This is a genomic window from Streptomyces sp. CB01881, from assembly GCF_002953255.1.
In the GTDB taxonomy this organism is placed as follows: domain Bacteria; phylum Actinomycetota; class Actinomycetes; order Streptomycetales; family Streptomycetaceae; genus Kitasatospora.
Genome location: NZ_CP026498.1, coordinates 1,818,111 through 1,836,662 on the forward strand (window position 1 = coordinate 1,818,111; position 18,552 = coordinate 1,836,662).

17 protein-coding genes are annotated in these 18,552 nt (G+C 74.0%); 5 read left to right on the forward strand and 12 right to left on the reverse strand.

The window, feature by feature from the left end; translation table 11 throughout:
- The first annotated feature begins 8 nt into the window (after positions 1 to 8).
- The gene (locus C2142_RS07950) at positions 9 to 1,046 is read left to right on the forward strand and encodes a WYL domain-containing protein (RefSeq protein WP_148641737.1); all 1,038 of its coding nucleotides are present in this window, start codon (positions 9 to 11) and stop codon (positions 1,044 to 1,046) included.
- Here the strand turns inward: C2142_RS07950 and C2142_RS07955 are convergent.
- Entirely contained in the window at positions 1,037 to 1,951 is a 915-nt protein-coding gene (locus C2142_RS07955; protein ID WP_148641738.1) for an SDR family oxidoreductase, read from the reverse strand. The genes C2142_RS07950 and C2142_RS07955 overlap by 10 nt on opposite strands.
- A 248-nt stretch (positions 1,952 to 2,199) precedes the next feature.
- Between C2142_RS07955 and C2142_RS07960 the strand changes: the two genes are divergently transcribed.
- Positions 2,200 to 3,045, forward strand: a complete 846-nt coding sequence (locus tag C2142_RS07960) for a hypothetical protein (protein ID WP_153882759.1) — start codon at positions 2,200 to 2,202, stop codon at positions 3,043 to 3,045.
- 78 nt (positions 3,046 to 3,123) lie between these two features.
- Here C2142_RS07960 and C2142_RS07965 read toward each other — a convergent pair whose 3' ends face one another.
- The 11 genes from C2142_RS07965 to C2142_RS08015 form a co-directional block, all read right to left on the reverse strand.
- Entirely contained in the window at positions 3,124 to 4,845 is a 1,722-nt protein-coding gene (locus C2142_RS07965; RefSeq protein WP_148641741.1) for an SDR family oxidoreductase, read from the reverse strand.
- Positions 4,842 to 5,789 (reverse strand): M24 family metallopeptidase, encoded by a 948-nt coding sequence (locus tag C2142_RS07970; RefSeq protein WP_148641742.1) that lies wholly within the window; start codon positions 5,787 to 5,789, stop codon positions 4,842 to 4,844. The genes C2142_RS07965 and C2142_RS07970 overlap by 4 nt, the downstream gene beginning before the upstream one ends.
- A gap of 10 nt (positions 5,790 to 5,799) precedes the next feature.
- Positions 5,800 to 6,888, reverse strand: a complete 1,089-nt coding sequence (locus C2142_RS07975; protein WP_148641743.1) for a PDR/VanB family oxidoreductase — start codon at positions 6,886 to 6,888, stop codon at positions 5,800 to 5,802.
- Positions 6,889 to 6,947: 59 nt separating this feature from the next.
- Positions 6,948 to 7,862 (reverse strand): metal-dependent hydrolase, encoded by a 915-nt coding sequence (locus C2142_RS07980; RefSeq protein WP_148641744.1) that lies wholly within the window; start codon positions 7,860 to 7,862, stop codon positions 6,948 to 6,950.
- A gap of 245 nt (positions 7,863 to 8,107) precedes the next feature.
- Positions 8,108 to 8,887, reverse strand: coding sequence for an IclR family transcriptional regulator C-terminal domain-containing protein (locus tag C2142_RS07985; protein WP_148641745.1), 780 nt, complete (start codon positions 8,885 to 8,887; stop codon positions 8,108 to 8,110).
- Positions 8,888 to 9,218: 331 nt separating this feature from the next.
- Positions 9,219 to 10,679, reverse strand: coding sequence for a catalase (locus tag C2142_RS07990; protein ID WP_148641746.1), 1,461 nt, complete (start codon positions 10,677 to 10,679; stop codon positions 9,219 to 9,221).
- Positions 10,680 to 10,764: 85 nt separating this feature from the next.
- Entirely contained in the window at positions 10,765 to 12,030 is a 1,266-nt protein-coding gene (gene alc, locus C2142_RS07995) for an allantoicase (RefSeq protein WP_148641747.1), read from the reverse strand.
- Positions 12,027 to 13,415 carry an allantoinase AllB gene (gene allB / locus C2142_RS08000; protein ID WP_148641748.1) on the reverse strand — a complete coding sequence of 463 codons (1,389 nt, stop codon included), beginning with the start codon at positions 13,413 to 13,415 and terminating at the stop codon, positions 12,027 to 12,029. The genes alc and allB overlap by 4 nt, the downstream gene beginning before the upstream one ends.
- A 130-nt stretch (positions 13,416 to 13,545) precedes the next feature.
- Positions 13,546 to 14,703: a glycerate kinase gene (locus C2142_RS08005; RefSeq protein WP_148641749.1), complete on the reverse strand. Its 1,158-nt coding sequence runs from the start codon at positions 14,701 to 14,703 to the stop codon at positions 13,546 to 13,548.
- Positions 14,704 to 15,139: 436 nt separating this feature from the next.
- Positions 15,140 to 16,027, reverse strand: coding sequence for a 2-hydroxy-3-oxopropionate reductase (locus C2142_RS08010; protein ID WP_148641750.1), 888 nt, complete (start codon positions 16,025 to 16,027; stop codon positions 15,140 to 15,142).
- Positions 16,028 to 16,088: 61 nt separating this feature from the next.
- Entirely contained in the window at positions 16,089 to 16,934 is an 846-nt protein-coding gene (locus tag C2142_RS08015) for a TIM barrel protein (RefSeq protein WP_148641751.1), read from the reverse strand.
- Between the two features lie 204 nt (positions 16,935 to 17,138).
- On the opposite strand from C2142_RS08015, the gene C2142_RS08020 reads away from it, so the two are divergent.
- From C2142_RS08020 to uraD, 3 genes are all read left to right on the forward strand, one after another.
- Positions 17,139 to 17,393: a thiamine-binding protein gene (locus tag C2142_RS08020; RefSeq protein WP_174315599.1), complete on the forward strand. Its 255-nt coding sequence runs from the start codon at positions 17,139 to 17,141 to the stop codon at positions 17,391 to 17,393.
- Positions 17,390 to 17,770: a helix-turn-helix domain-containing protein gene (locus tag C2142_RS08025; protein WP_148641752.1), complete on the forward strand. Its 381-nt coding sequence runs from the start codon at positions 17,390 to 17,392 to the stop codon at positions 17,768 to 17,770. The genes C2142_RS08020 and C2142_RS08025 overlap by 4 nt, the downstream gene beginning before the upstream one ends.
- 223 nt (positions 17,771 to 17,993) lie before the next feature.
- Positions 17,994 to 18,497 (forward strand): 2-oxo-4-hydroxy-4-carboxy-5-ureidoimidazoline decarboxylase, encoded by a 504-nt coding sequence (gene uraD, locus C2142_RS08030; protein WP_148641753.1) that lies wholly within the window; start codon positions 17,994 to 17,996, stop codon positions 18,495 to 18,497.
- The last annotated feature ends 55 nt before the right edge of the window (positions 18,498 to 18,552 follow it).

The following is an 18,552-nucleotide window of genomic DNA, read 5'->3' on the forward strand; positions in this document are numbered from 1 at the left end:
GTGGGCCTGTGCGGGCGGCGCGTGCCATCTCGCTGCTGTTGCTGCTCCAGGCGCGGCGGAGCTTGACCGGGGCCGAACTGGCCGCGGAGCTGGAGGTGTCCGAGCGCACCGTCCAGCGGGACGTCCTGGCGCTGGCGGAGGCCGGGGTGCCGGTCTACGCCGACCGCGGCCGGGCCGGCGGCTACCGGCTGCTCGACGGCTACCGCACCCGGCTGACCGGGCTGGACCGGGCCGAGGCCGAGGTGCTGCTCCTCGCCGGACTGCCCGGGCCGCTCGGCGACATGGGCCTCGACGGCCCGGCCCTCGCCGCCCGGCTGAAGGTGCTGACCGAGGTCGGCGAGGCGCCCTCCGCCGGTGCCCGGCGGTTCCACCTGGACGCCCCCGGCTGGTTCCGTACGGCGCCCGTGCCGCCGCTGCTCGCCGAGGTCTCCCAGGCCGTCTGGGGCGAGCGGCTGCTGCGGGTCCGCTACCCGCGGCGCGACACCGAGGTGGAACGGACGCTGCGGCCGTACGGGCTGGTGCTGAAGGCGGGCACCTGGTACCTGGTCGCCGGTCCGGGCCGGTCCGGGGTCCCGCTGGTGTACCGGGTGGACCGGCTGGTCGCCGCCGAGCCGCTGGACCAGCCGTTCGAGCGGGACGGGCAGTTCGACCTCGCCGCGTTCTGGGAGGCGAAGGCGGAGGAGTTCGCCCGCTCGCTGCTGCGGGAGAGCGTGCTGGTGCGGCTCAGCCCGCTCGGCGCCGAGCGGCTGCCGCTGCTGCTGGAGCCGGTAGCCGCCCGGCAGGCACTGGCGACCGCCGGGGAGCCGGACGGCGACGGGTGGGTCACCGTCCGGCTCGGGGTCGAGTCGGCGGACGTCGCCTACGACGAGCTGCTCAGGCTCGGGCCCGAGGCCGAACTGCTCGAACCCCCGGCGCTACGGCGGCGGTTGGCCGAGGCGGCGGCCCGCACCGCGGCGCTGTACGGCGCGGCGGACCGGAACGGCGAGGACCGGCCGGGCGAGAACCGGCCGGGCGACGACCGGAACGGCGGGGACGTTCAGCGGTAGCCGGCCGGGTCCAGCGGGCCGTCCGCCCCCTCGGCGTCCACCAGGTAGCTCCAGGCGTCCGGGCGGCTGCCGTCCAGGTCGGTGAAGCCGTACTCCCCGGCCAGCGCGCCGCTGGAGAGCGAGGTGCCGTTCCAGCGCGCCACCTCAAGGTCCGCGGCCAGCGCGACCACCGCGCGGCCGACGTACGCGGGCGACTCCGAGATGCCGAAGTCCGGCTGCCGCCGCGTGGCGTCCCGCCAGGTCTCCTCGGTGACCTCGAAGTGCTCCAGCATCATCTCGGAACGCATCCAGCCGGGCGTCAGCGCGACCGCCGTCGCCCCGCGCGGGGCCAGCTCGTGCCCCAGGGCGAAGGCCATCCGCAGCACCGAGGACTTGGCGACGTCGTAGAAGAAGGAGTTCCGGTAGCGGGTCGCGTTGTACTCGGCGGTGCCGTCCGTCATCTCCACCACCAGCCCGCCCGGCCGGCGCAGCAGCAGCGGCAACAGGTGGTGGCTGGTGATCGCGTGCGTCTCCACGGCCAGGCGCAGCAGGCGCAGCCCGTTGTCGAGGTCGTGCTCCCAGACCGGGCTCTCCCACTCGAAGAGCTGTTCGCCGCCCCAGATGTCGTTCACCAGGATGTCCAGCCCGCCCTGCTCGGCCTCGATCCGCTTCGCCACGGCCGCCACCTCGGCGGGCACCAGGTGGTCCGCCCGCACGGCGATCCCCCGGCCGCCGGCCGCCGTCACCAGTGCGGCCGTCTCCTCCAGGGTCTCCGGCCGCCCGTACTCCGACCGGTGCCCGCCGGCGCTGCGCCCCGTCCCGTACACCGTCGCCCCCGCGGCTCCGAGCTGCACCGCGATCCCCCGTCCGGCCCCCCGCGTCGCCCCGGCGACCAGCGCGACCTTGCCCTTGAGCGGCTGTGCCATGTCCTGACCTTCCGTCGTGCTTCCTTCGGCACCACCGATGCTGCCGTGCAATCCCGACACCTGCTGTCGTGATTGCACCGGAAGAAGGGGGAGCGCGTCGGGTGGCGCGGCTCGCGGGTCGTCAGGGTGGCGGTTGGTGGGCGACCAACCGGGACGCGCGTTCACCCGGCGCTCGAAAATCGATTCGATCACGACCCGGCCGGTGTGACAGGATGCCCCGATCTGTTCGTCCCGTTGGGGGGCCCTTCTTGACTGTGCGTCGTACCACCGTGTTCGCCACCACCATCGCGGTCGCCTCCCTCGTCGGCCTGGTGGGCTGTGACGACGACACCGCTCCTGCGGCGCCCGCCGGTGCGACCGCCGCCACCGCATCTCCCGACGCTTCACCGACCGCGTCCGCCGCGGCCACGGCCGGGAGCACGGCCACCACCCCCGCCTCGCCCCCGGCCACCACCGCGCCCGCCGCCCCGCCCGCGGCCACCGGGGCGGGTGGGGTGATCGACCCGGAGCAGGCGCTCGCCCTGGCCGGGAGGACGCCGTACGCGGCCACCCAGGAGTTCCGCTCCGAGGGCGGCCCGCTCACCGCGATTACCACGGCCCGGGTCAACCTCAACGGCCCGGTCCGCAGCGGACGCCTCACCCAGTCGATGAGCGCGGGCGGGGAGGACCTGCTCGGAGACGGCGGCGCCGGTCCCACCGTCGTCGTCACCGAGGACGGGACCACCTACATCAGGAGTGGCGGCAGTTGGCGGACGTCCCCGCTGGGGGACCGGATCGCCGACTACCACGGCTACGCCAAGGCGCTTCTCGCTCTCGGCCCGGCCGCGCGCAAGGGGATGGAGGACTGCGCCGGCACCCCGTGCTTCCACCTCGCCGGCACCGTCGACCTGGAGCAGATGCGGACGTTGGAAGCCGAGCAGTACAAGATCCTCAAGGGCAAGAACGTGACGTCCTTCCAGCTCGACCAGTGGATCGACGCCCAGGGCCGTACCGTCCGCTACGACCGGCGCACCGACTTGAAGGGCGTCGCCATGCGAACCCATGGCACCTTCAAGGACTTCGGCCCGGTCGAGAAGATCGCCCCACCGGCCTAGCGTCCGTCCGGCGGACCGTCCGGCGCCGAGGCAGCGGTCACTCACCACGGGCCACGGTCGCCGGGCAGGGCCGGGGCTTCAGGTCACGTTGAGCCGGGCCGCCAGGCGCAGCAGGCCCGGGGAGAGGCGGCTCAGGAAGCGGGCCGCCTTGGCCTCGGGGGTGACCGGGACGACGGGCTTGCCGGTGCGCACCGCGTGCAGGATGGCGGCGGCGACCTTCTCGGGCGGGAAGCCGCGGCGGGCGTAGAGCTTGGCGGCGCGGGCCTGCTTGGCGGCCTGCTGGGCGGCGCTGGTCGCGGAGAAGGTCGAGGTGCGGGTGATGTTGGTGTTGACGATGCCGGGGCAGATGGTGGAGACGCCGATGCCGTGGCCGGCGAGTTCGGCGCGCAGGCAGTCGGAGAGCATGAAGACGGCGGCCTTGCTGGTCGCGTAGGCGGTGAGCGCCTTGGACGGCAGGTAGGCGGCGGCCGAGGCGAGGTTGACGATGTGGCCGCCGGCGCCGCGGTCGGCCATCAGGGTGCCGAAGGCGCGGCAGCCGTGGATGACGCCCCAGAGGTTGACGTCCAGGACGCGCTGCCACTCCTTCTCGGTGGTCTGCAGGAACGTCCCGGAGTGGCCGATGCCCGCGTTGTTGACCACCACGTCGGGGACGCCGTGGGCGGCGGCGACCTCCTGCGCGAAGGCGTCGACGGCGGAGCCGTCGCTGACGTCGACCCGGTAGGCGTGGGCCTGCGGGCCGATCAGGGAGGCGAGTTCGGCGGTACGGCGGGCCGCGTCGAGGTCGAGGTCGCAGACGACGACGCGGGCGCCGTCCTCGGCGAAGGCCAGTGCGGTGGCGCGGCCGATGCCGCTGCCGCCGCCGGTGACGACGACCAGCCGGCCGAGGCCGGCCTCCTCGGTGCCCCGTCCGGCGTCGACGGAAGCGGTGAACTCACGGACCATGCCGGCCACGGCGGATCCCTTCTCCAGCAGGGCGGACCAGTGGGTGGCGTGCAGCGAGCGGCGGGTCAGCCTGGGCACCCAGCGCTCCAGGCCCTCGGAGAGGAACCCGCCGACGTAGTGGTCCTTGGTCAGGGTGATCAGCTGCACCGGCACCTCGGTGGGCCGCTCGCGCGGGTTGCGCAGGGTGGGCCGCATGTTGGCGCGGTACAGCTCGATGCCGCGCACCGCGTCCCGGCGCAGGGTGGGCTGCGGGTGGCCGGGGCGCGGGGTGACCTCCTCCAGGTCGCGCAGCACCCGGCCCCAGGCGCGGGCCAGGCCGAGCCGCCATATGCCGGGGGCGAGGTAGGGCAGGTGGAAGGCGGTGATGTACCAGGAGTGGACGCCCTGGGAGAGCAGCTGCTTCAGGTGGCGCGGGGTGGGACGGCGGTAGCGGTCGCGCAGCCAGTGCCCCATGTGGTCGAGGCAGGGCCCGGACATGGTGGTGTACGACGCGAGCCGCTGCTCGGCGCCGGGCGAGGTGACGGCCTCCCAGGACTGCAGCGAGCCCCAGTCGTGGGCGACCACGTGCACCGGGCGGTCCGGGCTGACGGCGTCGGCGACCGCGAAGAGGTCGGCGGCGAGGTGCTCCAGCCGGTAGCCCTCGCGGGAGGCGGGCACGCCGGACTCGCCGGCGCCGCGCACGTCGTAGCGGACGACGTGGTGGTCGCGGGCGAGGTCGGCGGCGACGTCGTCCCAGACCACGTGGGTGTCCGGGTAGCCGTGCACCAGGAGGACGGTGGGTGCGGCCGGGTCGCCGTCCTCGAAGACGGCGAGCGGGAGCCCGCCGGAGTGGACGGTCCGGCGGCGGGTGGTCGTCATCGGGTCGCCTCCTGGGCGGTCTCGGGGTCGGCGGCCGCTGCCGCGGTCAAGGGATCCGCCGCGGTTCCGGCCGCTGCCGCCGCCGTCCAGCGGCGGACGTGCGGCAGGTCGTCGTCGAGCCAGTAGGCGTCGTCTTCGGTGACCACGAGCAGCTCCTCGAACTTGATGCCCACCTCGCGGAACCCGATGTGCGGTTCCACCGCCCACAGGCCCGGGGTCGGCGCGTGCCGGGACGCCCGTCCGTCCGCCCAGAGCGGCGAACGGCCGTGCAGGCGCTCGCTGATCAGCTCGCGGCCGAGCGTCTGGAGTGTACGCACACCGAAGCCGAAGAGGTTGACCCCGGCCGGGCCGCGGGCGGTCGTCCGGGTCACCTGGTGACCGATCACCCGGCCCGGGTAGACCTGGTGGCGGTTGTCGTAGCCGTGCGCGGCGATCTGCGCGTCCACCGCCGCGTACACCTCGTCGAGCGGCCTGCGGGCGCGGACCTCGGCGAGGATCAGTTCGCGGTACACCCGGAGGTCGGCGGCGAGCCGGTCCCAGACCCGGTTCTCGCCGACCTTGCCGCCGTAGCCGATGTCGGCGGTGTAGCCGTCCACGACCGGGGCGCAGTCCAGCACGTACGGCATGCCCTCCTCCAGCCGGCGGCCGCCGGCGAAGAACTGGAGCGGGGTGTGGAAGTGCCGGAACGCCGTCCGGTCGCCGAACCAGGCGAACGGGACGTGGAAGAAGTCCTGCACGCCGGCGGCGACCAGGCAGCGGCGCAGCTTGGCGGTGGCCTGGCGCTCGGTGACGCCCGGTTCGATCCAGGCGGCGACCTGCTCGGCGCAGTGGTAGGCGAGCTGCTGGGTCTCCCGGAACCGGGCGAGGTCGTGGTCGGTGTACGGGAAGGCGGGCCGGGCCGTGGCCGTGGCCGACCTCCCCGCCGTCGCGGGCTTCGTGGTCATCGGGGGCTCCTTAGACGTCGAGCACGAGGGTCTCGCCCTCGGCGGCCCGGGAGACGCAGGGCAGCAGGGCGCCGGCGGCGCGCTGCTCGGGGGTGAGGCGGCGGTCGCGGTGGTCGGGGGTGCCGGCCAGCAGCCGGACCTCGCAGGTGCCGCAGAACCCCTGGTGGCAGGAGTACGGGAGGTCGGGGCGGGCCTCGCGGAGCACGTCCAGGGCGGGACGGTCGGCGGGCACGTCGAGCGCCGGGCCGTCCGCGCCGAGGCGGACGGTGAACGGCTCGCCGCCGGTGACCGGGGCGGCGCCGAACCGCTCGAAGTGCAGGGCGGTGGCGGGCGACCCGTCCAGCGCCCGCTGGACGGCGGCCAGCATCGGTGCCGGGCCGCAGCAGTAGACGGCGGCGCCGCGCGGGGCGTGCGCGAGCAGCTCGGCGCCGGTCGGCACGCCGCCGTGCTCGTCGTCGGTGCGCAGGTGGACCCGGCGGGGGTCGAGGGCGCGCAGCTCGTCCGCGTACGGGAGGGTGCCGGCGCTGCGGCCGACGTGGACGAGCCGCCAGTCCAGGCCGTGGCGCTGCGCCTCGCGGGCCATCGGGAGCAGCGGGGTGACGCCGATGCCGCCGGCCAGCAGCAGGACGGCCGGCTCGGCGCAGAAGGCGAAGCCGTTGCGCGGGCGGCGGGCGGTGAGGCGGGTGCCGGGGTGCAGCGTGTCGTGGATCTCGACCGAGCCTCCGCCGCCCTCCGGCAGCCGGCGTACGGCGATCCGGTAGGCGGTGTGGTCGGCGGGGTCGCCGCAGAGCGAGTAGTGGCGTTCGCGGCCGGACGGGAGCGCGAGGCGCAGGTGCGCACCGGGCTGCCAGGCCGGGAGCGGGCCGCCGGAGGGGTCGGACAGTGTCAACTCGACGACGCCGGCGGCGACCTGGCGGCGGGCGGTGACCACCAGTTGCAGCGGCGGGGTGGGGCGGCCGGGCGGGCGGCGGGGGCTGCGGCGCAGCAGCGGGGCGCCGAGGGCGGGGCTGTAGCGGTCGCCGAAGGCGGTGAGGCGCTGCATGAACCGGTCGGCGCGGGGGCGGCCGTAGAGGTCGGGGGGCGGGTTGTGCAGGTCCATCCGGCGGGGTCCTTGGGGTCCTGGGGCGACGGGCGGGGGCGGGGGCGGGCTGCGGTCCGTCAGCGGCCGGCGGCGGCGCGGGCGGCCGGGGAGGTGGCGAGGTAGCCGAGGGCCTGGCTGGAGGAGCCCTCCTGGGTGGGGTGGTAGCCGGGCCGCAGGTAGCGCAGGCCGGAGCGGACCGACCTGAGCGGGTCGGGCAGCAGGCCGCGCCGGGCGATCCGGCCGGCCTCCCGCCAGCTGGGCCGCAGCCGGCCGTCCAGGGTCGGGTCGGCGGCCAGCAGGAAGCGGGCGCCACGCACCCAGAGGTGGACCAGCAGCGGGCCGGAGACCGCCATGCCGCGGACCCGCCGCAGGTAGCCCGGGTCGAGGTGGACCATCAGGTCGAAGGCGACGCTGCGGTGCTCGACCTCCTCCGCGCCGTGCCAGCGCAGCAGGTCCAGCATGGTCGGGTCGGCCTTGGCCCGGTCCAGGCCCGGGGAGTTGAGCGCCCAGTTGCCGAGGAAGGCGGTGAAGTGCTCGATCGCTGCGACGAAGGCGACCCGCTCGATGATGTTCTCGCGCCGCCGGGCCGGTGACAGCCCGGGCTTGTCGCCGAGCACGCGGCGGAACAGCCAGGAGACCTGGCGGACGTACGGGCGCGGGTCGAGGCCCTGGCCGAGCAGGTGGTCCAGCACCTCCTGGTGCGCCTCGGCGTGGATCGCCTCCTGCCCGATGAAGCCGAGCACCTCCTCGCGCAGCTGCTCGTCGCGGATCAGCGGCAGTGCCTCCTTGAACACCTTGACGAACCAGCGTTCGCCCTCGGGGAGCAGCAGGTGGAGGACGTTGACGATGTGGGTGGCCATCGGCTCGTCCGGGATCCAGTGCAGCGGCAGCCCGGCCCAGTCGAAGCGGACGTCGCGGGGCTCCAGGACGAGGGCGTCGTGCACGCGCGCGGCGGGGGCGGCGACGGCGGGGACGGGGGTGGTGCTGGACATGGGAGGGCCCTCCTGACCTGCGGTGGCGGCTCGGCTCAGGGGAAACGTACTCGCGGGTAGCGGTGGCGACAAGGGTTTCGGCACCCCTTATCGACATCGAGTCTAATAAGTGATGTGCACCGGGCGGCACCCCGGGAAACGCGCGGGCCCCGCCGAATCCCGGAGCGGGTTCGACGGGGCCTGCGGTCGGCCTGCCGTACGGCGGGACCTGCGGTTTCGGCGGGGCCCGCGACGCGGGCCGGCGGTCAGACCGCCATCGCCAGCATCAGCGGCGCCGCCCGGGCCGCCAGCAGCTCGGCGGCCGCCTTCAGCCGGTGCACGTTGTCCACCGGCATCGAGGTGGCCAGGCAGCCGACCGTGCTGCCGGCCATCACCGGGACGGCCGCGCAGACGGTGCCGAGCGCGTACTCCTGGATGTCCAGCACCGGCACGGTGGCGGGCTGGCGCTCCAGCCGGTGCATCAGCTGGTCGGCGTCGGTGACCGTCCGCGAGGTGAGCCTGGCCACCGGGTGCCGGGACAGGTGGTCCCGGCGGGCGTCGTGGTCGAGCTGGCTCAGCAGGCACTTGCCGATCGCACTCGCGTGCGCGGTGGCCCGGAAGTCCACCCACTCCTGCACGGCCGGCGCGTGGTCGGCGGCCGAGACCGCCTCCACCGACAACTCGCCGTCGTGGTACCGGGTGAAGTACACTGCGGCACCCAACTCGTCGCGCAGATCGGCGAGTTTGCGGTCCAGCCGGGCGCGCACCAGCTGCTCCCGGTTGTACTGCCCGAGCAGCGCGAAGGTGCCGCCGAGCACCCAACCGCCGTCCTGGCACTGGAGATAACCCTCGATCTCAAGGATCTCGGCGAGCCCGCGAACCGTCGACAGGCTCAGGGACGTCTCCCTGGCGAGGGAGACCAGGGTGGCACCGCCGGGGTGCCGGTCGACGGCCTCCAGCAGTCTGAGGGCGTACTGCAAGGAGGTGAACGGACCGGGCGTGCCCCGGTCCAGTGCGGCGTGACGACCCGGGGCTGGTGTCGACATGTCGTCCCCTTCCGATGTCCGCCCGCGGAGCGACCTGCGGGCGCCTCCAGCCTAGCCACCCCGGGGGCCCGGCAGTTGCCGTCCGCGAATATTCGGTGAAGGTGCTGGACGGGCCCAAGGGCCGCGTGCTTCGCACGGGACCGGCGGACGCCCCCGGGGACTCCCGCGAACGGCGCCCGTCGGCCCCTGAACGCGGACCGGCGGGCCCCGACCGGCGGCACCGTCCCGGACGACGGAACGGGCCCCTCCCCCACTGCCCTGGGGGGAGAGGCCCGGTCGCGCCCGCCGGGGTACGGGCCCCGGCGGCCGGTGAGGGTGGCCAGGCGGGACGTCAGCCCTCGTCGCCGGAGCGCAGCTTGGCGACGGCGGCCTCCAGGCGGGCGCCGTACTCCTCGTCGGCGGCGTGGAAGTGGGCGAGGTTCTTCTCGACGATGTCGTCGCGCGAGACCTGCGCCAGGAAGCCCGCGATGTTGTTGATCAGTCGGGTCTTCTCTCCGGCCGACATCAGGCGGTAGAGCTCACCGGCCTGGAAGAAGTCGTCGTCCTTGGTGTGCGCCGGCGTGGTGTAGGTGCCGGTGTAGCCGTCCAGCCCGACCGGCGCGGCGAGCGCGCTGTCGGTCTGGGCGGGGCCGTCGTACGAGTTGGGCTCGTAGTTCTTGCCGCGGCCGGACTTGTTGACGGCGGAGAAGCCGTCACGGCCGTAGTTGTTCGCCTCGGTGGCCCGGGGGGCGTTGACGGCGAGCAGGGTGTGGTTGACGCCGAGGCGGTAGCGCTGGGCGTCGGCGTAGGCGAACAGGCGGCCCTGGAGCATCTTGTCCGGGGACGGGCCGATGCCGGGCACGAAGTTGTTCGGCGAGAACGCGGACTGCTCGACGTCGGCGAAGACGTTCTCGGGGTTGCGGTTCAGCACCAGGCGGCCGACCTTCACCAGCGGGTAGTCGGCGTGCGGCCAGACCTTGGTGAGGTCGAACGGGTTGAAGCGGTAGTCCGCGGCCTCCGCGACCGGCATCAGCTGGACGTAGAGGGTCCAGGACGGGAAGACACCGCGCTCGATGGCCTGGTGCAGGTCGCGCTGGTGCGAGTCGGCGTCGGCGCCGAGCACCTCGGCGGACTGGTCGCCGTCCAACGAGCGGACGCCCTGGTTGGTCTTGAAGTGGTACTTCACCCAGAAGGCGTCGCCCTGCTCGTTGACCCACTGGTAGGTGTGCGAGCCGTAGCCGTTCATGTGGCGGTACGAGGCCGGGATGCCGCGGTCGCCGAAGAGCCAGGTGATCTGGTGGGTGGAGGCCGGCGAGTGGGCCCAGAAGTCCCAGACGTTGTCGGCCTCCTGGATGCCGGTGTACGGGTCGCGCTTCTGCGAGTGGATGAAGTCGGGGAACTTGATCGGGTCCTTGATGAAGAACACCGGGGTGTTGTTGCCGACGAGGTCGTAGTTGCCCTCCTCGGTGTAGAACTTCACCGCGAAGCCGCGCGGGTCGCGGACGGCGTCGCTGGAGCCCAGGTTGCCGGCCACGGTGGAGAAGCGGAGGAACAGCTCGGTGCGCTTGCCGACCCCGGAGAGGAAGGCGGCCTTGGTGTACTGCGAAACCTCGTCGGTCACCTCGAAGTAGCCGTACGCGCCGGAGCCGCGGGCGTGCACGACGCGCTCCGGGATGCGCTCGCGGTTGAACCGGGCGAGCTTCTCCAGGAGCTGCTGGTCCTGGATGAGCAGCGGGCCGTACTCGCCGGCCGACGCCGAGTTCTGGTTGTCGGCGACGGGCGCGCCGGACTCCGTGGTCAGGATCTTGGACATGGGGGGTCCTTCGGGTGTCGATAAAGGCGTTGCGTGAAGGGTGAGGTGGCTGGCCTCAGGTGACGGATGCTCAGATGACGAATGCTCAGATGCCGAGCAGGCGCCAGGTGGCGGAGCGGCGGCGGGAGGAGTGCTCGCCGTCCGGGCCGTCGGCCGGCCGGAGCGCGGCGACGGCGGCGGCGGCCGTGGCCTGGTCCGCCAGCGGGCGGGCGGCGGCCAGTGCGGCGGCCTCGTCGGCGGCCAGTCCGGCCTCGGCGAGCGCCGCGACGGCCTCGGCGGCCGGGACGGCGTTGAACCAGCGCAGCGCGAGGGCGGCGCGGCCGGCCTCGGTGAGCCGGCCGGTGAGGCGGAGCCGGGCGAGGCCGCCGTCCGGGTGGACGTTGATCCGGACGTGCGTGACGGGGCGGCCGACGTCGAGCCGGAAGCGGTGGCGGGTGTCGGGCTGGAGGCGGGTGCGGGGCAGGATCTCGAACCAGCCCTCCCGGTCCTCGGACGGGTCGCCGCCCGCCGAGGCGTCGTAACCGGTCAGGTCGGCCCAGCCGGGGGCGTTGGCGACGAAATGGGTGGTGTCCACCTCGGCTGCCAGGACCTCGCCGCCCCCGGCCAGGGCGATCTGCACCCAGTCGTTGGCCTTGTCGCGCCGACGCCGGGTCTCCCAGCCCTCGCCCATGACGGAGGCGCGACCGGGAGCGTTCAGGTTGTGCGGGGAGGAGAAGTAGCGGTCGGACGCCGCCTCGGCCACGCCGCCGTACTCCTGGGCGGCCAGGTCGAAGGTGAGGCCGTCCAGTTCGCGCGGGTCGGGCAGCACCTCGCCGTGCACGCGGAGCCGGGCGACGCCGCCGTCCGGGAAGATGTTGAGGCGTACGTGCGTGAAGCGGGTGCCGTTGTCGACGGCGAACTCGTGCGCGGTGTCGCCCTGGAGCGGGGTGCGCGGCAGCAGTTCGACCCACTCGGCCGCGGCCAGCTCCTCCGGCGACGGGTGCCCGGGGACGGCCGCGGCCTCGACCGAGGCGCTCTCCGGGTAGTTGCCGGTGAAGTGCGCGGTGTCGACGACCAGCCCGCGGACGACGCCGCCGACGCCGAGCCGCACGATCGTCCAGTCGTGGTCCTCGTCGGTGGGGTGCGGCTGCTCGGCGCTGACGCCGCGGCGGCGCTTGGACTCCCAGCCGTCCATGATCTGGCCCTTGTGGCCGAAGGTGTGCGCGCGGAACTCGGCGGGCTTGGCGACCAGCAGGTTCTCCGCGTCCGCGAAGGTGTCCTCGTTGGTGGCGACGACGCCGGCGCCGAGCAGCCGGGAGGCCAGGTTGACCAGCTCGGTGAACGGAGCGCTCGGGGTGTTGACGGTGCTCACTGAGACTCCTCGTGACGGGTGACCGGGCGGGTGACCGGGTGGGTGATCTGGCGGCCGAACGGCTCGGCCGTGACGTCGACGACCCGGCCGCGGAGCCAGGTCGTGCGCACGGCGCCGGTCAGCGTCCGGCCCGCGTACGGGGTGACGGGGTTGCGGTGGTGCAGCTCGGCGGCGTGCACGGCGAAGTCGGCGTCCGGGTCGAAGGTGACCAGGTCGGCGTCGTGACCGACGGCGATGGCGCCCTTGGTCCCGGTGAGGCCGACCAGGGAGGCCGGGCCGCTCGCCATCCAGCGGACGACGTCGCCGAGCGTGTGGCCGCGGCGGCGGGCCTCGGTCCAGATCGCCGGCAGGCCGAGCTGGAGGGAGGCGATGCCGCCCCAGGCGGCGGCGAAGTCGCCGCTGCCGCCGAGTTCGGGCAGCAGCTTGAGCTCGGGGGTGGACGGCGAGTGGTCGGAGACGACCGCGATGAACTCGCCGGCGGCCAGGGCCGCCCAGAGCGCGTCGCGGTTGGACTCGTCGCGGATCGGCGGGCAGCACTTGAAGGCGGTGTCGCCGTCCGGGACCTCCTCGGCCGCGAGGGTGAGGTAGTGCGGACAGGTCTCGGCGGTGACCCGGACGCCGTCCTCGCGGGCCTGGCGCAGCAGCGGCAGCACGGCGGCGGAGGAGACGTGCAGGATGTGGACGCGGGCGCCGGTGCGGCGCGCGGTGTCCAGCAGCCGGGCCACGGCCGCGGTCTCCGCGTCGGCGGGGCGGGAGGCGAGGAAGTCCCGGTAGTGGACGCCGGGCTGCTGCGGGGCGGCGGCCAGGACGGCCGGGTCCTCGGCGTGGATGATCGCCAGTGCGCCGATCCGGGCCTGCTCGGCCAGCGCGGCCTCCAGGTCGGCCTGCTCGACGTGCGGGAACTCGTCCACGCCGGAGGGCGCGAGGAAGCTCTTGAAGCCGAACACGCCCGCGCGGTGCAGCGGTTCGAGGTCGGGGACGTTGCCGGGAACGGCGCCGCCCCAGAAGCCGAGGTCGATCCAGGCCTGGCCCTCGGCGACCTTCCGCTTGGCCTCCAGGCCGTCCACCGTGGTGGTGGGCGGGACGGAGTTGAGCGGCATGTCGATCACGGTGGTGACACCGCCGGCGGCAGCGGCCCGGGTGGCGGTGGCGAAGCCCTCCCACTCGGTCCGGCCGGGCTCGTTCACGTGCACGTGGGTGTCGACCAGGCCGGGGAGCAGGGCGGTGTCGCCGAGGTCGGTCAGGTGCTGGTCGCCGGCCAGGAGGGAGCCGTGCTCGGCGATCTGCTCGATCCGCCCGTCCCGGATCAGCACGTCCGCGGGACGCTCGCCGTCCGGCAGGACCACCCGGCGGGAGCGGATCACCACGGTGTCACTGAAGGGCATGGGGACCTCCGAAACCTGGAAGAGGGGTTGCCAGAAGAAGAGTTGAGGACTTCGTCGAAGGATTGCCCGGAGCCTAGGGCCGCCTTCAACAAAACGTCAATGGAGGAACGTACGAGAGGCGTACGGGTCGTCACCGGCCCAGGAGCGCGGCCGCGAGCCGCTCCCCCGCGACCTCGGCCAGCTCGGCCGCCTTGGTCATGCTGTCCCCAGGCTGTTCGGCCAGGTCGGTGAGGGCGTAGGCGGCGGCGAACCCCGCCGCCCGCCACTCACGCTCCGACAGCTCCAGCCGTCCTGCCACAGCGGCCACCCGAACCCCCGCCCGGGCGGCCGCCGCGGCAACTCCGGCGGGTGCCTTGCCATGGAGCGTCTGAGCGTCCAGGCAGCCCTCGCCGGTCACGACGAGGCGTGCCCCACGCACGGCCTCGTCGAAACCCAGCAGTTCGAGCATGAGCTCGATGCCGGGTCGCATGGTGGCGCCGAGCAGGGCGAGGGCGGCGAAGCCCACCCCGCCCGCGGCCCCGGCGCCGGGGGCGTCGCGGAAGTCCCGTCCGACGGCCTCGCCGACCACGTCGGCGAAGCGGGTCAGGCCCTCCTCCAGGATCACCAGGTCGTCGCCGTCGGCGCCCTTCTGCGGGCCGTAGACGGCGGTCGCGCCGCGCGGGCCGAGCAGCGGGTTGTCCACGTCGCAGGCCACCACGACCTCGACCCCGGTGAGCCCCGCCGCCGGTGTCCCGGCGGCCAGCGGGCCGAGGTCCAGCCGGGCCAGCCGGCGCAGCGCGGCGCCGCCGGGCGGCAGCTCGGCGCCGTCGGCGTCCAGCAGCGAGACGCCCAGCGCCTGGACCATGCCCGCGCCGCCGTCGGTGCAGGCGCTGCCGCCGAGGCCGAGCACGATCCGCTTGGCACCCAGGGAGACCGCCCGACCGATCAGCTGGCCGACGCCGTAGGAGCCGGCCGCGAGCGGGGCGGCCCGGCCGCCGGGGAGGCGGGCGAGCCCGGAGGACTGCGCCAGCTCGACCACGGCGGTGTCGCCCCGGACGGCGAGCGCGGCGGCCACGGGCAGGCCGGTGGGGCCGGCCACCTTGGCCGGGATCCGGGTGAAGCCGGCCGCCAGCGCGGCGGCCAGGGTGCCCTCGCCGCCGTCGGCGACGGGCAGTTCACGGACGTCGGCGCCGGGCGCGGCGCGGCGGATGCCGGCGGCGATCCGGGCGGCGACCTCGGCTCCCTCCAGGGTGCCCTTGAACTTGTCGGGAGCTACGACCACATGGCCCTGGGCGGGGGTGGCGGGCATGGCGTGGGCCTCACTTCCGGACGGGTCTGGCGATGGTTCGTCAAGCATGTGCCCTGGCGGCCGTGGCGGCCCGGGTTCGGATGGGGGCAGCCCCCTCCCCGCCGTTCCCCTCGTCCCGCTTCCGACGTACGAGGGGCTCCCCTCGGCGAAGGAGGGGGCCGGGCGACGCGCAACGGCACGACCGAAGTGCCCCCGACAGGGAGTGCGCGTCACCGGCTTGGACGATCGGCAGGAGGCGGATGAGCCCCAGCCCGCCTGCCGATCGGGCCTGGCCTCCTGGTGGCGCGGGCACGACCGGATAGGTACACGCCACCAGGAGGAGTCTGTGGGGCCGGGGCTTCAGCGCCCCGGCACGGGGCCGGGGCCTCACCACCCCGGCCCCGGAGGGTGTCGCGCACCGCGCGCCCGGGAAGGGCGGCGGCGGGCGACGCGTGGGCTACTTGACCTCGCGGCCCGACAGCCGCTCGACGCCGCGCAGCAGCGCCGAGTGGTCCAGGGAGCCGTCGCCGTTGGCACGGGCCGAGGCGACCAGCTGGGCGACGACCGCGCCGACCGGCAGGGCCGCGCCCACGGCGCGGGCGGCGTCGGTGACGATGCCCATGTCCTTGTGGTGCAGGTCGATGCGGAAGCCGGGGGCGAACTCGCGGCCCAGCATGTTCGCCTTCTTGCGGTTGAGCACGGTGGAACCGGCCAGGCCGCCGCCGAGCACGTCCAGCGCGGCGGCGAGGTCGACGCCGGCGTTCTCCAGGAAGACCACGGCCTCGGCCAGGACCTGGATGTTGACGGCGACGATCAGCTGGTTGGCGGCCTTGACGGTCTGGCCGGCGCCGGCCGGGCCGACGTGGACGACCGTGGTGCCCAGCGCGTCGAACAGCGGCTTCGCCTCGGCGAAGTCCTCGGCGGCGCCACCGACCATGATCGACAGCACGGCCTCGACGGCACCGGCCTCGCCGCCGGAGACCGGGGCGTCCAGGGTGCGGACGCCCTTCTCCTTGGCGGCGGCCTCGACCTTGATCGAGGTCTGCGGCGTGATGCTCGACATGTCGATCACGAGGGTGCCGGCCTTCACGTTCTCCAGCACACCGCCCTCGCCCAGGATGGCCTGCTCGACGTGCGGGTCGGCGGGGACCATCGTGATGACGACCTCGGCGTCCTTCACCGCGTCCGCGATGCTGGTCGCACCGTGGCCGCCGGCCGCGACCAGGGCGTCGATCTGCGGCTGGGTGAGGTTGTAACCGGTGACGTGGTGACCGGCCTTGACCAGGTTGGCGGCCATCGGGCTGCCCATGATGCCGAGGCCGATGAAGGCGATCTTGCGGCTCATCGCGTGGTTCCTTTGTACGTGGAGGGGTGTGGGGTACCGAGGGCCGGTTCGGCGGCGCGCGTCAGCGGGACGGGCGCAGCTCGCGCGGGAGCCACTCGAAGCTGTCGGCGCTGACGCCGGTGGAGGGGCGGTACTCCAGGCCGATCCGGCCGGTGTAACCGGCGGCCGTGAGGCGGGCGAAGAGGTCCTCGAAGTCCAGCCCGCCGGTGCCGGGCTCGTTGCGGCCCGGGTTGTCGGCGATCTGCACGTGGCCGAAGCGGTCGGCGTAGGTGTCGATGACGGCCGCCAGGTCCTCGCCGTTCTTGGCCAGGTGGTACAGGTCGCAGAGGAACTTCGCGTTGCCGAGGCCGGTCGCGGCGTTCACCTTGTCGACGACCTCGACGGCGGCGGCGGCGGAGACCAGCGGGTAGTCCGGGGACTCCGGTGCGTTCAGCGCCTCGATCAGCAGGACCGCGCCGATCTCGTGGGCGGCCCGGGCGGCGAGGGCGAGGTTCTCCAGCGCGAGCGCGTCCTGCCCGGCCGGGTCCGCACCCTCGACCCGGTTGCCGTAGAGGGCGTTGAGCGCCCTCGTGCCGAGGGAGGAGGCCAGCCCGGCCGCGACCGGGACGTTGGCCCGGAAGCGCTCCCGCTCGGCCGGCACGGAGACGGTGCCGCGGGCGCCCTTGCTCAGGTCGTCCAGGAAGTTGAGGCCGGTGAGCTGGACGCCGGCGTCGGTGAAGGCCTTGCGGAGCGCGTCCTGCTCGGCCTCCGACGGGGCGTGCTCCTCGCCGAACGGCCACCACAGCTCGGCGGCGGTGAAGCCGGCGGCGGCGGCTGCGGCCGGACGCTCCAGGAGCGGCAGCTCGCCGAACAGGATCGACAGGTTGACCGTGAAGCTGTGCTGGGCGGCGGCCGTCACGTCAATCACCTCTCACTCTCTTCCTTCATCCGCAACTTCCACGATCCGGAAGAGGGATTCTGCTTGGTGGAAGCATGTCCGGAGCGCCGATCGGGTGTCAAGACCGTCGCAACAATTTGTTGAAGCCTCTCCGGAGTGCTCCACCGCAGGCCCGGTCACTGTTCGATCGACCAGCCCCTGACCCCGCCCGCACCCGCTCGCTAGAGTGAGCGGGTGCGATTGATGGTGGAGTTCACGACAGAACCGTTCGAACTGGACACGTTCCCGGAGCACGCGGTGGCGGCCCGGAAGGTGGTCGACGAGGCCGGCCTGGCCGTCTCGGTCGGCCCCTTCGGCACCGGCGCGGAGGGCGAGGCCGAGGAGGTCCTGGCCGCCGTGACCAAGCTGCTCCGGAACACCCTGGACGCCGGCGCGACCCGGATCTCCGTCCAGGTCAGCGTTCTCGGCGAGGAGGGCGGTACGCCATGACCGAGCACCTGGAACACCCGCTCTCCGCGGCGATAAAGCCGCTGCTGGCCGCCGTCGGCGCGACGCCCGTCCCGCTGGACGAGGCCAAGGCCGAGGACGTCGTCCTGGAGTGGGAGGGCGTCCCGGCACTGGCCGTCCGGCTGCCCCACCTGAGCAGCGCGCTGGACCGCCTGCTGGCCGAGATGACCCGCCAGTTCGACGGCCGCCCGCTGTCCGAGCTGGACCGCGGGGAGAAGCAGCGGGTGGTCGCCCTGCTGGAGGAACGGGGCGCCTTCACCGTCCGCCACGGGGTGGAGACGGTCGCCACGGCGCTGGGCGTGAGCCGCTTCACCGTGTACAACTACCTCAACCGCCAGGACGGCTCGAAGTCCGGCTGAGTACGAACGGACGCGCCCCTGCGGGCGCGTCCGGGGGTGCCCCTGCCGGTCCGGCCAGTCTTCACCAGCCCCCGGCGGGGCACACTTGTCTCATCGCACACGAAACGGCCTGGTAACCGGGGGCCGCTCAAAACGTAACCACCAACCGTTAAACAAAGTGTTGACGGCCCGGGTGGGTGGATCTAGCTTGTGCGGGTGGCACCACTCTTCAGGAGGTCCACCCGTGACCAACCACCCCCACGCCCTTGACGCCCTGGCGGCGGCCGACGCCGCCGAGCTGAGGACGATCCTGCTGGAGGTCTGCTCCAGCCCCCGTTGGGCCGACGCCGTCGCGGCGGCCCGCCCGTGGTCCGACCGCGCGGCCCTGCTCGACGCCAACGCGTCGGCCATGGCCGCGCTCGCGGCCGACGACCTGCACGACGCGATGGCCGGCCACGCCCGGATCGGCAAGCCCAGGACGGGCGACGCCACCTCCGAGCGCGAGCAGGCCGGCATCAGGGGAGTGGACACCGCACTCCTCGACGAACTGCACGAGGCCAACGCCGCCTACGAGGCCAAGTTCGGCCACGTGTTCCTGATCTGCGCGACCGGCCGCACCGCGGACACGATGCTCGCCGCCCTGCGCGAGCGCTTCCCCAACGACGCCGCCACCGAGGCGGAGATCGTCCGGGGCGAGCTGCGGAAGATCAACGACATTCGCATCAACCGCCTGCTCGACGAGGCCTGACGCCGCGCGCCTGACGTAGCGTCAGTTCCTTCCGACGTAAAGTCACATCTGCCAT

What these genes read in the sequence shown, in the direction of transcription:
- C2142_RS07955 (WP_148641738.1), bottom strand. Translation starts at nt 1,951, where the DNA reads ATGGCACAGCCGCTCAAGGGCAAGGTCGCGCTGGTCGCCGGGGCGACG.
- C2142_RS07965 (WP_148641741.1), bottom strand. Translation starts at nt 4,845, where the DNA reads ATGACGACCACCCGCCGCCGGACCGTCCACTCCGGCGGGCTCCCGCTC.
- C2142_RS07970 (WP_148641742.1), bottom strand. Translation starts at nt 5,789, where the DNA reads ATGACCACGAAGCCCGCGACGGCGGGGAGGTCGGCCACGGCCACGGCC.
- C2142_RS07975 (WP_148641743.1), bottom strand. Translation starts at nt 6,888, where the DNA reads ATGGACCTGCACAACCCGCCCCCCGACCTCTACGGCCGCCCCCGCGCC.
- C2142_RS07980 (WP_148641744.1), bottom strand. Translation starts at nt 7,862, where the DNA reads ATGTCCAGCACCACCCCCGTCCCCGCCGTCGCCGCCCCCGCCGCGCGC.
- C2142_RS07985 (WP_148641745.1), bottom strand. Translation starts at nt 8,887, where the DNA reads ATGTCGACACCAGCCCCGGGTCGTCACGCCGCACTGGACCGGGGCACG.
- C2142_RS07990 (WP_148641746.1), bottom strand. Translation starts at nt 10,679, where the DNA reads ATGTCCAAGATCCTGACCACGGAGTCCGGCGCGCCCGTCGCCGACAAC.
- allB (WP_148641748.1), bottom strand. Translation starts at nt 13,415, where the DNA reads ATGCCCTTCAGTGACACCGTGGTGATCCGCTCCCGCCGGGTGGTCCTG.
- C2142_RS08005 (WP_148641749.1), bottom strand. Translation starts at nt 14,703, where the DNA reads ATGCCCGCCACCCCCGCCCAGGGCCATGTGGTCGTAGCTCCCGACAAG.
- C2142_RS08010 (WP_148641750.1), bottom strand. Translation starts at nt 16,027, where the DNA reads ATGAGCCGCAAGATCGCCTTCATCGGCCTCGGCATCATGGGCAGCCCG.
- C2142_RS08025 (WP_148641752.1), top strand. Translation starts at nt 17,390, where the DNA reads ATGACCGAGCACCTGGAACACCCGCTCTCCGCGGCGATAAAGCCGCTG.